Below are 13,809 nucleotides of genomic sequence, written 5' to 3'. Positions count from 1 at the left end.
GATTAAAGTAAGGATACTTTTAATATTTCGTAAGCTTTGTAGGTAAAGCGTAGCCAAGATGATACAAAGCGTAGCTAAAAGGGGAGGCGTTACCAAAATTTAGAATTTAAATACAGCGGTGTGCCATGTGAAAACAATTTGCCATGAGAAGTTTTAGGGCGTGTCCTCATTTTGAAAATGGAGATAAAAATAAGATAAATCGTAGTCAGACAAGGGAAATAATGCCGTAAATATCGAGATATTTACCCGTTATTTGACGCGGTATGACAAGATTTAGCTATTTTTAGCCCATTTAAATACCATTGTACGAATTGAGGACACGCTCCAGCCTGTTAAAAAGGCATCCCTCACTTAAAGCGTATTGCCTAAAAAATATCGCACAATAAATCACCTTCCGTTAGTAGATCAGATAACCCATAGACGTGTTAACTGTGACAGCGCTTTTATGGCAAGGTCATATCGCCCAGCTGAATCCAGCCCATGCGCCTCATCAGCCAAGCGACTAGACCAGCAATGATAGCAGGCAAGACAAACATTAATAAAATGATGCCAAGCCACATAGAACTGCTGGACATGGACTCTGCTGAGGCTTCCAAAATACCAAATACGCCTACCAACCCCGCTGTGCCCATGCCTGACCCACTGGCCGTACACAACAACCCAAAACCTACCGTAGCAATGGGGCCTAATATGGCACTGGCGATAATGGCAGGGAGTAAGATAATTGGCTTTTTAAAGATGTTAGGAATTTGCAGCATACTGGTGCCCAGCCCTTGAGCAATGGCACCGCCCAAGCCATTATCTTTGTAACTGGCAACGGCAAAGCCAATCATATGAGCAGCACACCCGACAACAGCGGCACCCCCTGCCAAACCATCAAGCCCAATAGCGATACAAATGGCGGCACTAGACGTTGGCATGGTCAGTAGTAAGCCCACGACTACGGCGATGACCACACCCATCATAAATGGCTGTAGTTGCGTGGCTATTTGAATGCCCTCGCCAATTGAGTTGACTAAACTAACCACTGGTGGGTTTAACCAAGCACAAACGGCCAAGGCAACAATGCCTACCGCCCAAGGCACCAAGATAATGTCGAGCTTCGTTTTACCCTGTATCCACGTACCCACTCGATAGGCAAATACGGTCGCCAAATAAGCACCAATGGGGTTGCCCGGTACCGCCAAAAAGGTTGGGGGAGCACCTACTTGTGGGGTAAATAATGTGCCCGCCATTAACGCTTCAGAATGCGCCCCCATCATGCCCGCCACTAAACAAGCAAACACCACTAAGGTTGGGGCTTTTAGGTAATAAGCGATCCCGACGCCAATGCCAGCACCCATTAAGACAGATGCCAATTTACCAAGGTCGATAAGCAGTGGCATCTCTAACCCACGTCCTACTTGGGAGAATATTAACCCAGCGATAAGCGTCACAAATAAACCTAATGCCATACCTGTAAAAGCATCAATAAAATATTTGTTAAAAAAGGCCCTGACAGGGGTGGGTATTGCACTGACAGATGATGACTGGGTCATAATCAGATTCCTAAGATACGATGGTTTTATTTATGATAGTTAAGACTTATTTATATCGTTAAGATTGACAGAAGCGCGGTTGAAGCGGCTTTACTCACTTCCCCTATGTAAATTACTATCCATAGCGCTATCTATCGTTCTATAGTTTGACTATACCTTAAGGGCTTATTACTCTTTACTCTGCAATAACCAATTACTCTGCAATAGCCAAACTTTGCAACAACAATGCTGCTTAAATAATTATGATAGAGTAAGTCTATCTGTTTTTGCTATCGGACACTAAAATTTTTGGCTTTGAGGGGCGTACAACCTCTAAAATAATAACGAAATAAGTAACAAAAAACATAAGCGCTATAATCTATGATTAAAAACTCGATTAATGAACATATTGATAGGCAACGCATTCCTAGACCAAAAATTATATTTTTTGATATTGATGACACGCTAAGCCGTGGCGGTGTGATTGCTGAGCACAATAAAGCAACGCTTGAGCAGCTTGCTAAAACAGATATTAAATTGGTCATTGCCACAGGTCGTTCAAAATCAATTTTGCCTAAAGACATTTTAGCGCTACTGGATGCAGATGTGTTTGATGCCATTATTTGCACCAATGGGCAATATAGCTTTGATAAAAACGGTATTATTAGCGACTATCCCTTATCGAGTGTCGAGACAGATACTATCGCAAGGCTTTGTCAAGCCAGCCAGCTTGTCTATAAGTTTGATTCTGCGACACATCTGGCTTGGGCACAGATCGATGAGAGAATACGTGAGTTTCATATGAAACATCCAAACTCCATTATAGACCCTGACTATTACAAGTCTAACGCTGTCTATCAGTGTTCGGTATTCTTCAGCGATACGGGCTATCAGATGCACGACATAAATTTTGCTCAGTATCATTTAAAGCTTGTGCCTTGGCATTCCATGGGTGGCGATATCCTACCGATAGAGGCTTCTAAAGCACGCGGTCTACTCGATGTTTGCCGCTATTTTGATATTGATGTGAAGGATACGATGGCGTGTGGCGATGGTTTGAACGATTTAGAAATGTTTGACTTGGTTGGGTTTGCCGTGGCAATGAGAGATGGTCAGCAAGCGCTAATAGATCGGGCAGATTTAATCACAGGCAGTATTGAAGAATATGGACTGCAAGCCGTGTTAGATCAATTTATATAGGACAGGTTAGCAGCGGTACCACTTAGAAATGGGTACCCTCTAGAAACGTTCAGTGCAGACGCTTAGAAATGTTCAGTGCAGGCGCTTATAAACGAGTAGTGCAAGCAGGGCTAGTGTGAAGTGAGTGCAGTACAGGCAACGATAGTGGAAGGGTTTTAGCGCCACTAATCGCTGGTCAAGCATATTTGAAGCCCCTAATTTTGATAACTAATAGACCTTAATGTAGCATTTAGACTGAATAAAGATCATATATAGTCAACGAACTACTAAACGGTTACAGTGTTAACCTCGTTAAGCCTACTCTAGTAGTACTTGCACTCGGTTGCCTTGTAACCATTTTAGACTTCTTTGACTATTAGAATAGAGATGAAACGTACCATGACCCTATCCCCACCAGATTTTAAAACGGATGATTTATTTAACCTTGAAGACAAATGGATTCAAACAGACACAAGCGAGTTAACGCACTATTTTGAGAGCGGCGACGGCGAGCCGATGCTATTTTTACATGGCTCAGGCATTGGTGTTTCCGCCGCCTCAACTTGGTGGCTAAACCTTCCTGAGCTTAGCAACAGCCTACGCACCATAGCATTTGACTTTATTGGCTATGGAGAGACCATCTGCGCCCCCGATGTGACGTATGGTATTAAAGAGTGGGGGGCGCATACCCTTCGCTTGATGGATGCGCTTAATATCGACAAAGCATGGTTAAATGGCAGCTCTCTTGGCGGTTGGGTGGCGTTGCAATTAGCCATTGATTATCCGGAACGCGTGTTAGGGGTTATATCAATTGGCACTGGTGGGCACAAGCGTGATGAAGCAAAAGCTTATCAGCCTAGCCCTGAGATATCTAAAGAATTTATACGTCAAGGCCTAGAGAGAAAAATCACAGATAGTTCAATAGTTTGTGACACGTTAATTAAAGTGCGTTATGACGCAGCTTTAAAAGACGACTTAGCGGGACGCAGACCTGCTCTTTTAGATGCGCGTGATCGTGACCGTGACGCGCTACCCCTTGATTTAGAGGCGTTAGCTCAGTTGCCGATTCCAGTATTGTTGGTGCATGGTATGAACGATAAAGTGGTACCTTTGTCGCGTACCATAGAGCTTCTGACCGCTACTCCTAGCGCTGATGCCCATATTTTTAGTGGTTGCGGGCATTGGCCACACATTGGTAAAGCCGATGAATTTAATCGGGTAGTGATGAACTATATTATCAGTCGCAATGATCGTCAGTCACAGTGATCCTCAGTCGCAATGACAATGATGCGTAGAGTGACTTTGATAAAACAGTAAAAGAGCCCAGCTTAGCTTTAAAAGAAGCTTTTAATGATCTAAAGAGTTAAAGCGATAAATGCTTAAAGTAGTAATGTTTTAAGATAGCGATGACCCAAATCTGAAGGAGCGTTTTAGCCCCGACAGTAGCGGTATACTGCGTGCTTGGGGGAGCTGCGGTGGCTCGGTTTGGGGTGGCGACGCGGTAGCAAGCGACGCCCCAAGCCATAGCTACCGCCTCGGCCAAGCACGCAGATATAGCGAATGGCGGGAGTGGCTACCTGATTTTCTATTATCATACCTGTTAGCGATTCAGTTGATAGGCTTTAATAGATAAGATTGATTGTTTCACGTGAAACATTGTCCTGTTTAAAGTTTACTGCCTTTGTTCGTTGCCGCGGCTTTTTGACGTTGATAAACATGATAAAAAACAAATGGCAACACCACAGCGTTCATTAATACGCCATATATCGCTGATGGCATAGCAAAGGCAGAAAGTTTGTCAGATTGACTCAACAGACTTGCTAGCGCAATACCCATGGCGCCGTTTTGTAAGCTAGATTCAATAGCGAGCGTTTTTTGTTCTGCAAAGCTCAGGTTGAGTAGACGGGATACAAATTGGCTGACTATCAATAATAATAGTGCCATGAGTAACACTAAAACGCCGATTTGCGCTATTTGCGCTACCATCACATCCCAGCTTTGTAGGGTGGCTGCCAATACCATTAGCGCAAACAAAATATTGGCCAATTGCTGCAAGGGGTTTTGCCATCTCATCACAAATTTAGACCAGTAGTCACGAGCGAGCATTCCCAGCATGACAGGAATAGTGGTAATGACCAGCACTTTGAGTGAGAGTGAAGCTACCGAAAAGTTTACCGGAAGTTGCTCAAAAAATAGAGGATAAAGGATGTGTACCCAAATTGGCACGGTAATGATGGCTATCATGCTGGTAATAGCGGTTAAGGCGATAGATAAAGCAATTTTACCCCCAGCATAAAAGCTCATCATATTACTGGTAATACCACCCGCACAGATACTGAGTAGCATAATCCCAAAGCCCATTTCACTGGGTGGGGAAAATAGGCGCACTAAAAGATAAGCAATGGCGGGTACACCTATTAATTGTAAGGCCAAACCAGTAAGTAAAGCTTTAGGGCGAGAACATATTTCTTTAAAATCAGACAGTTGAGTTTGTAGGCCTAGCGCAAACATAATATAGGCTAAAAATAATGGCAAAAGTTGAAACATTTTATGCCTCACTGGATACAGCTAGATAAAAAAGCGGGTGGATGTGCAGGCAAGCTTCGCTATCAGCAAATGCTGATATGTGAATTGTATACTGCGCCTAGTTTACTCTCATTATTTGAAAGCGATGTGAAAACGGTGTAAAAATATAGTTATCGTTAACTGTTCATTTAAGCCAATGATTTCGCCAATCATTATAGGTTAAGGTCTGTCCTGCCTTCACTAATAGTCTCACTGATAAATGAGGGTAGGCATTTTGGCTTATCCCTACTGTCGCATAACCGCCTATCACACCCAAGACTTGAATAGCAGACTTGACTAAGCATTTTAGAACAAGAGCGTTGAATGAAACATCCAATAAAAAATTATAAGACATAAAGCCGAATATCAGCACAAGTCTGGCAAATAAAAATAAAAAGGCAACTCATATCGAGTTGCCTTTGTTACAGTTACTTTAGAGTTTGAGCACTTATTTTACTATTTCACATAGCGGTTTAAAGTAGCCGTTTCAAATCATAAACATCAAATCGTGATGCTTAAGTGACTGCTATTTTGTTTAGTGCGTATGGTTGCGTATGGTTAAGTGCACCGCTAACGTTCTTATATAAACCTAATTATTGCGTGTCGACCTAATTATTGTGGCAAGATACGGCGGTTTTCCTGTACTTCTACCTGACCTGGTTGAGTGGCCTGTAGTTCCCCTCGTTTATCTTTCACTTTTTCTTGTAGTGTAATTTGGGCTGAATCAGTAGAAGCCACTTCGCCATCTTTAACCTCCCCTTCAATTAATGGACGGTAATCTGGACTATTGTGCTGAAGGTTTAACTGTTGAGGCGCTATGTCTTGTTGTTCAGGTTGCTGTTCAAGCTGTTGCTGCTCTACATTACCCTCTTCTACATCATCCTCAATAGCCTGATCTTGCATCCCATTTTGTAGTTGTTCATCTTGTTGTAACTGTGCATCATCTTGTGCCATTCCTCTTTGAGCTTGATCTGCTTTTAATGCAGCTTCAGCTCTTTGAGCATGCATCATGGCTTCTTGATTGGCCATTTGCATATCGGCTTGTTCTTGCATAATAGCTTGGTTATTCTGTTCGGCTAACGCGTCTTCTGTTTGATCAATACCCTCTTGATTCATTGCATCTTCCGAATTCATTGCTTCTTGCGAATTCATTGCATCTTGCGGATTCATTGCTTCTTGCGGATTAACTGCTTCTTGAGGATTCATTGCTTCTTGTGACGGTACTGCGGAAGCAATTGCTGGCAATGTCAGTAAGCTAGTAATCAATGCCGCTGGTATAATTAAATTATTTTTCATGAGTGACTTCCTTTAATATCATTACTTATGTAATTGATAAACTAGATTAAGTTAGTTAGTAAAAACAGAGGTAATCCATTTCTACTCAATCATTAAGCCAATAAACTTGATTTAATAACCTTTATGCTTAGTTATGCCGATTTATTAAGTGTATTGGTACCTTTTCGCAACCTCTACCTTTTATTAAGGTGCTGGCTTACTAAAGATTCTGAATAGGGATCAGACAGACCTATTCAAAAATACGATATTAATAAAATGACGGATAAAAATATTGAGCTTAGCCTGTCGACTTTAAGATAACGGGTTAATATTTTTAATTTATAAACCTAGTGTAAAGTTATAATTCAAAAATAGTTTTATGTAAGTCTGTCTTACTCAGTGCCAAAAAGTTAGTCTTATAAGTTATAAACAATTACTTGTGTTAAATTTTTGGTTTGTTTTGTTCTTTTTTTTGTTTACATATTCACATTCCATATATTTATCTATAGACCTTATGCATTGGCTTTGTAACTAAAGCTTTACACCAACCGTAAACATGTAGGACATAATTGCCGTATAATTCAAATATTTGACTCTATCCAAACTAAGCCGTTTGCGAGACTGCTATGACTGATCATCCTAATACCCCGAATAGACTTCATGACAATAAAGTGCCTGACGACCTGAACGAAATCCAGCCGCCTTATCCGCTGCACTCAGCATCCAAGTTCAATTGGATGTGGCTACTGCCTATCTTGTTAGTGACGCTAGGGATCGGTTGGTTCGGTGGCAAAATGTGGACAGAAAAACAAGCCGAAAATGCCGAGAAGTCAGTAACACCGCAAATTGCAACTGCAACAGGCATCACAGAGGTCGAAAAGCCGTCGTCGCAAAAGCCCGTTTTAACCGTCGAAACTGTCACTCCGCAACAATCAGTCGTTGAAGATGCCTTAAGTGCCGATGGGACGATTAGTGCTGAAACAACAGCTACGGTTAATGCGAAAGTCAGCGGGGTAACCATTGATAAGGTCTTAGTTAAAGAAGGCGCACAAGTTAAAAAAGGTCAAGTATTGGCAGTGTTTGATACCGATGCCATGCGCCAACAACTAACCCAAGCTCAAGCCGAACTTGCTGAAGCACAAACCAGTTTTGAGCTTGCCAGAAGAGATGTAGAGCGAGTACAGCCCTTACTGGAGATGCAAGCGATTAGCCAACAAGAGCTCGATCGCTATATCGCCACTGCCAATCAAGCAGAAGCCTCTGTTATAGCTTCTAAGGCTCGCCTAAATAATCAAAATCTAAACATGAAAAACGCTAACGTGACAGCCCCTGTTAGCGGTGTCATCAGCAAAAAAACAGCCAATGTGGGCAGTGTTCCTGGCCCTGAGCCCCTGTTTACCATAATAGAAAATGGCAAACTTGAGTGGCAAGCACAAGTCGACCCAAGCAGATTAGGCGACATCAATGTAGGCACGCCTGTTGAAGTTAGCCTACCTAATAATAAGAGCGTGATGGGTAAAGTAAGCCGTATTGCACCGACCACCGAAAAAGGCAGCCGTCAGGTAACGATATACGCTTCTTTAGCTCGTCACCCAAATGCGCGTGCTGGCATGTATCAACGTGGTACTTTTAAACTGGGTAGCAATGCAAAAATGACCATTCCTGTGAGTGCTGTAGTAACTCAAGATGGCTACGATTATGTGATGCAGGTTAAAGCGGTAAAAGATGACAACCGAAAAACCATATATCGTATCAGCCGTATTAAAGTGAAGCTTGGCGAGCGCAGTGGCGATCAGGTTGTGCTCCTTGAACCGTTATCTGGTAATAGCAACATAGTACGCCAAGGCGGTAGCTTTTTGAATGATGGCGATGTGGTACGTATTGCAGACGCCACTAAACAACCTGACGCTAATGGCAAGGCAAGCAATCAGGCAAATAACCAAGCAAGTAATCAAGCAGGCAAGTAACCAAACTGCTCATTAAACGAATAACGGGACTATAGACTACTCGATAGGCAAATAATTAAACACGGTTATAAAGTTTGATTCACTACTAATAAGCCTTATATTGAGTTAATTTTCAACAAGTACTCCTATCACGTCATCCGTATTATTAAGAAATAGCGTCATAATAAAACGACGTCAATCCTATTGAATATTGATGATACATACACGCAGGATTTATCTATGAGCCTTAATGTCTCAGCCTATTCCATTAGAAACCCGCTGGTCGCAATTTTGCTATTTGTGCTGCTCACATTGGGCGGCATCTATGGATTTATGCAAATGAAGGTACAGCAGTTTCCAGATATTGATCTACCTGCTGTGGTGGTAACCGTTACCCTTCCTGGCGCAGCACCCAGTCAATTGGAAAACGATGTCGCCAAAAAGCTTGAAAATAAGCTATCGACCATCGAAGGCATCAAGCACATGCGTACCACCTTGCAAACAGGATCTGCGACGATAGCTTCTGAGTTTGTGCTTGAAAAAGACATTCAAGAAGCAATCGACGATGTGCGCTCCGCAGTCGGAGAAGTACGAGGCGACCTGCCTGCCGCAGCAAATGACCCTATCATATCTAAAGTATCCACTGCTGGCTTACCTGTTGTCACTTATAGCATAACTGCTAAAGATGTGAGTGTTGAAGATCTATCATGGTTTGTTGATGACACTATTAATAAACGCCTCTCTAGTATCAAAGGCGTCAATTCGGTAAGCCGTGTGGGCGGCTTAGAGCGTGAAATTAGCGTGGAAGTTAATCCCTCAAGCCTGAATGCATTACAGTTACCTATTACCCAATTATCGCAACAAATCGCGGGCATTCAGCAAGACAGTTCTGGCGGTGAAGCCAAAGTAGGTAGCAGTACGCAAACCATCCGTGTGCTTGGTGCGGTCGATAATGCCCGCGAGCTAAATGACATACAAATCGCTTTGCCTACGGGCGGTACACAGTCGCTCAGAGCTATGGCAACCATCACAGATGGCGCTGCTGAACCTACCTCACTCGCTAAACTAAATGGCGAAACTGTGGTGGCGTTTAACGTAACGCGTTCACGCGGTGCCAGTGAAGTTGAAGTGGTAGAAATGGTCGATGAAGCGTTAGCACAGCTGCGCGCTGAGATGCCAAACTACATCATTACCAAGGTGTTTGACCGTGCCACACCCGTCGATGAAGACTATAACGCTTCTCTTAAAATGCTCATTGAAGGCGGCCTCTTAGCGGTTGTGGTTGTATTCTTATTTTTGCGTAATGTGCGTGCCACCATTGTGGCGGCTGTTGCGCTTCCTCTCTCAGTCATTCCAACATTTTTGGGCATGTACCTGTTTGATTTTAGCTTGAATATCATTAGCCTCTTGGCATTATCGCTTGTCATTGGGGTATTAGTAGACGATGCTATTGTAGAGGTAGAGAATATCATGCGCCATTTGCGGATGGGTAAGACGCCTTATGAGGCCGCCATGGAGGCGGCAGATGAGATTGGTCTTGCGGTAGTCGCCACTACATTTACCCTAATTGCGGTATTTTTACCTACCGCATTTATGAGTGGTGTGGTTGGTCAGTTCTTCCGCCAGTTTGGTTGGACCGCCGCCATCGCTATTTTTGCCTCTTTACTTGTTGCACGTCTCATTACACCAATGATGGCTGCCTACATATTACGACCAGAAAAAACCTATGTCGAAAAAGAAAGCAAATTGATGCAAACCTATTTGAAAACGGTTGGCTGGACCATACAACATCGGTGGATTACATTAGGTACCACACTCGTGTTATTTTTTGCATCATTGACCCTAGTCAAATTATTACCAACCACATTTATACCCGAAAATGATATTGACCAAACCCGTGTGGGTATTGAACTCACGCCAGATGCCAGCCTAGAGGACACCACGCGTATTGCTAAGTTGGCAGAAGATCGCATTTTGCAAATTGATGGTGTTGCTAGTGTATTGAGTGCCATTGGCGACCCGCAAGCAGCGAGCCTTGATTCACGTTCGCAAGAGGGCAGTGCGGTTAATGCAGCCAGTTTAGATATCGTACTAAAGCCACGTAGCGAGCGAGTGAGTAAAACTGAAATTGAGCGGCAAATTACCGATAGTTTGATGGCAGTCCCTAGTGCCCGCTTTGAAGTGGGTTTATCAAGTGGTGGCGAAAATGGCTATAGCTTTTCTCTGACCAGTACCGATCCTGACTTACTCGAACAAACGGCTCAACAAGTCATGACTGAAATCCGAGCACTTCCTATGGCAGGTAGTGTCACTAGCAATAGAAGCTTGCCTAGACAAGAGCTGTCGATTATACCAAACCGTGTGGCAATGGCAGATCACGGGGTTACCACCCAAGGCATTTCTGATACCCTTCGGGTGGCTACCGTTGGCGATTATGAACAACGTCTGTCTAAGCTCAATCTCGACACCCGTCAAGTGCCTATCGTCGTTCGTTTACCAGAAGATGCCACCAACAATGTCAGTCAACTGGGCGATTTATTTGTGCCTAGCAGCACTGCAAACGGCGCCCGTATTAGTGAAGTCGCAGATTTATCGTTTGGTACTGGCCCTTCAGAGATTCGTCGATTTGACCGTGAACGTGCCATTAACATTAGCGTTCAGATAGGTAATGGCGAGCTTGGTGGGTTAGTTGAGGCGGTCAAAGCAGTTCCTTCATTACAAGCAGGTGCTCTACCGGATGCGATTTCAGTCATCGACCAAGGTCAAGCTGAGAGTATGGCAGAGCTAATGAGTGGCTTTTTGATTGCCATGTCTGTTGGTATTATCTGCATCTTTGGGGTGCTCATTCTGTTGTTTGGTAAAGTGTTACAACCTTTCACTATCTTAATGGCGCTGCCGTTATCGATTGGCGGGGCATTTGTGGGGCTGGTCATCACCAACAGTAGCCTATCTATGCCCTCAATGATTGGCTTTATCATGTTAATGGGCATCGCTACCAAAAACTCAATTCTACTGGTTGACTATGCCATTATTGCAGAAAGAGACCACGGCCTAAACCGCTTCGAGGCGATTTTAGATGCCTGTCGTAAACGGGCACAACCCATTATTATGACAACAATTGCCATGGGGGCTGGTATGTTACCTTTAGTGTTTGGGTGGGGCGAAGCAGATCCAACCTTCCGCCGTCCAATGGCCGCGGCTGTGCTTGGTGGACTGGTTACATCAACCTTTTTGAGCCTCATTGTTATTCCTATGGTTTATACTTTTATGGATGATATTTCAAAATGGTTTGGCAAGTGGCTGCGTCCGCATGGTAAAGCTGAACAAGCCAGTTAAAGCACACTATAGTGTTCATCACTAAACTTTTAGTTATCGGGCTGATGCCATTAGGGTCTGTTGAAGGATCAAACAGCCCCTAGTCTGAAAGGGTATCCCTTTAAAAAATAATAAAAATCAACTCCCAAACTCCTATATACCGAGGACAAGAGCATGGCTGCACTTAGTGATATTGAAATAGCCCAAAATGCCACGTTACAACCGATTAGCGCTATTGCTGAAAAAATTGGCTTAGCATACGATAAGATTGAGCCCTATGGACACCACAAGGCCAAATTAAACCCCATCGATGTTTTCTCCCAGCCAGCCAAATCTAACACTCAATCAAAAAAGGCCAAGCTAATTTTGGTAACCTCTATGAACCCCACACCTGTTGGAGAAGGGAAAACCACAGTGACAATTGGTTTAGCCGATGCTTTAAACCGTTTGCACAAACAGCAACATACTGGAGAGAAAACCATCGTAGCGCTGAGAGAGCCCTCTCTCGGACCTGTATTTGGTATCAAAGGCGGCGCTGCTGGTGGCGGGTATGCTCAAGTAGTACCAATGGAAGATATTAATCTGCACTTTACTGGAGACTTCCACGCTATTGGTGCCGCCAACAACTTACTAGCGGCTATGATCGATAACCATATTTATCAGGGTAACGAATTAAATGTTGATCCTAAACAAGTGCTGTGGCGACGTAGCGTAGACATGAATGATCGACAACTGCGCAACATCATTGGTGGGCTTGGTAAACGAACAGACGGCGTGGCACGTGAAGATGGTTTTGATATTACAGTGGCATCCGAAGTCATGGCTATCTTTTGTTTGGCAAAAGACTTGGCCGATTTAAAAGACCGTCTGGGCAATATATTAGTCGCCTACACCTACGACAACAAACCTGTATATGCCAAAGAGTTAAAGGCCAACGGTGCCATGGCTGCTTTGCTTAAAGAAGCCATCAAACCAAACCTTGTGCAAACTATTGAGGGCACGCCCGCCATCGTGCATGGTGGTCCTTTTGCCAATATTGCTCATGGTTGCAACTCAGTGATTGCGACACGGGTAGCCATGCATTTATCAGATTACACGTTAACCGAAGCAGGCTTTGGGGCTGAACTTGGTGCCGAAAAATTCTGTGATATTAAATGTAACTTAGCAGGGCTGACGCCTGATGCGGCCATCATTGTCGCAACCATTCGAGCATTGAAATACAACGGAGGGATGCCGAAATCTGACCTTACGGAAGAGAATTTAGCAGCGTTAGAAAAAGGCCTGCCCAACCTGCTAAAACACATAGAAAACATGAAAGAAGTGTTTGGTTTACCCATTGTTGTCGCTATTAATCACTTTATCAGTGACACAGATGCCGAAGTTGAGCTGGTGCGTAAAGCCTGTGCTGATAAAGGAGTAAAGGTCGAGCTGTGCCAAGTTTGGGAAAATGGGGGCGCTGGTGGAGAAGCCCTTGCTCAAACACTACTAGACCTACTTGCCAGTCATGAGAATAAACCGAGCAGCTTTAAACTGGCATATGCTAATGAAGACAGCATTATTGATAAGATTAGAGCGGTTACCATTCGAGTCTATGGGGCAGATGATATTGAAATTAGCACCACTGCTATGGCAAAAATTCGCCGCTTAGAAGATATAGGCTTAGATAAAATGCCTATTTGTATCGCTAAAACACAATACTCGTTAACCGATAATGCCAAACTACTTGGGCGCCCTGCTGGTTTTAATATTTATGTGCGAGATGTTAGTGTCTCTGTTGGTGCAGGATTTATTGTGGTCATTTGTGGCAATATCATGAGAATGCCAGGCTTACCCAAACACCCTTCTGCTAAACATATCGATATTGATGCTGAAGGTAATATTTCAGGGTTATCCTAAGTCTAAAATCGCTGTCACTTTGGCTAACTGTCTAAAGGCTATGCCTATATTAGGACTATGCCTATTTAGAGAGTTAGTCCTACTGAGCTACTGAGTTGAGTAACGCTATACAACTT

General features: G+C 43.5%; 10 protein-coding genes. 6 read left to right on the top strand and 4 right to left on the bottom strand.

The genetic code is table 11. From position 1 onward, the window contains the following. Positions 1-443: 443 nt before the first annotated feature. Positions 444-1,538 carry a PTS sugar transporter subunit IIC gene (locus AC2SLL_RS05930; protein ID WP_486530764.1) on the bottom strand — a complete coding sequence of 365 codons (1,095 nt, stop codon included), beginning with the start codon at positions 1,536-1,538 and terminating at the stop codon, positions 444-446. Between the two features lie 360 nt (positions 1,539-1,898). On the opposite strand from AC2SLL_RS05930, the gene AC2SLL_RS05925 reads away from it, so the two are divergent. Then, complete coding sequence (locus AC2SLL_RS05925; protein ID WP_486530763.1) at positions 1,899-2,717, top strand: Cof-type HAD-IIB family hydrolase; 819 nt, start codon at positions 1,899-1,901, stop codon at positions 2,715-2,717. Between the two features lie 366 nt (positions 2,718-3,083). Continuing rightward, positions 3,084-3,962, top strand: a complete 879-nt coding sequence (locus AC2SLL_RS05920; RefSeq protein ID WP_486530762.1) for an alpha/beta fold hydrolase — start codon at positions 3,084-3,086, stop codon at positions 3,960-3,962. A 164-nt stretch (positions 3,963-4,126) separates the two neighbouring features. Here AC2SLL_RS05920 and AC2SLL_RS05915 read toward each other — a convergent pair whose 3' ends face one another. Then, entirely contained in the window at positions 4,127-4,291 is a 165-nt protein-coding gene (locus AC2SLL_RS05915) for a hypothetical protein (RefSeq protein WP_486530761.1), read from the bottom strand. A gap of 70 nt (positions 4,292-4,361) precedes the next feature. Beyond that, a complete protein-coding gene (locus AC2SLL_RS05910) occupies positions 4,362-5,243 on the bottom strand; it encodes a bile acid:sodium symporter family protein (protein WP_486530760.1) in 882 nt (293 codons plus the stop codon). A gap of 3 nt (positions 5,244-5,246) precedes the next feature. On the opposite strand from AC2SLL_RS05910, the gene AC2SLL_RS05905 reads away from it, so the two are divergent. Then, a complete protein-coding gene (locus AC2SLL_RS05905; RefSeq protein ID WP_486530759.1) occupies positions 5,247-5,384 on the top strand; it encodes a hypothetical protein in 138 nt (45 codons plus the stop codon). 489 nt (positions 5,385-5,873) lie between these two features. Here the strand turns inward: AC2SLL_RS05905 and AC2SLL_RS05900 are convergent, their stop codons facing one another. Beyond that, positions 5,874-6,557, bottom strand: coding sequence for a hypothetical protein (locus tag AC2SLL_RS05900; RefSeq protein WP_486530758.1), 684 nt, complete (start codon positions 6,555-6,557; stop codon positions 5,874-5,876). A 605-nt stretch (positions 6,558-7,162) separates the two neighbouring features. On the opposite strand from AC2SLL_RS05900, the gene AC2SLL_RS05895 reads away from it, so the two are divergent. From AC2SLL_RS05895 to AC2SLL_RS05885, 3 genes are all read left to right on the top strand, one after another. Next, entirely contained in the window at positions 7,163-8,503 is a 1,341-nt protein-coding gene (locus AC2SLL_RS05895; protein WP_486530757.1) for an efflux RND transporter periplasmic adaptor subunit, read from the top strand. A 219-nt stretch (positions 8,504-8,722) separates the two neighbouring features. After that, positions 8,723-11,818 carry an efflux RND transporter permease subunit gene (locus AC2SLL_RS05890; RefSeq protein ID WP_486530756.1) on the top strand — a complete coding sequence of 1,032 codons (3,096 nt, stop codon included), beginning with the start codon at positions 8,723-8,725 and terminating at the stop codon, positions 11,816-11,818. Positions 11,819-11,971: 153 nt separating this feature from the next. Next, positions 11,972-13,693 carry a formate--tetrahydrofolate ligase gene (locus AC2SLL_RS05885; RefSeq protein WP_486530755.1) on the top strand — a complete coding sequence of 574 codons (1,722 nt, stop codon included), beginning with the start codon at positions 11,972-11,974 and terminating at the stop codon, positions 13,691-13,693. The last annotated feature ends 116 nt before the right edge of the window (positions 13,694-13,809 follow it).

The organism is Psychrobacter sp. CX97 (genome assembly GCF_057396285.1).
Note: the sequence above shows the minus strand (reverse complement) of the source record. Positions and strands in the feature narration are given on the sequence as shown.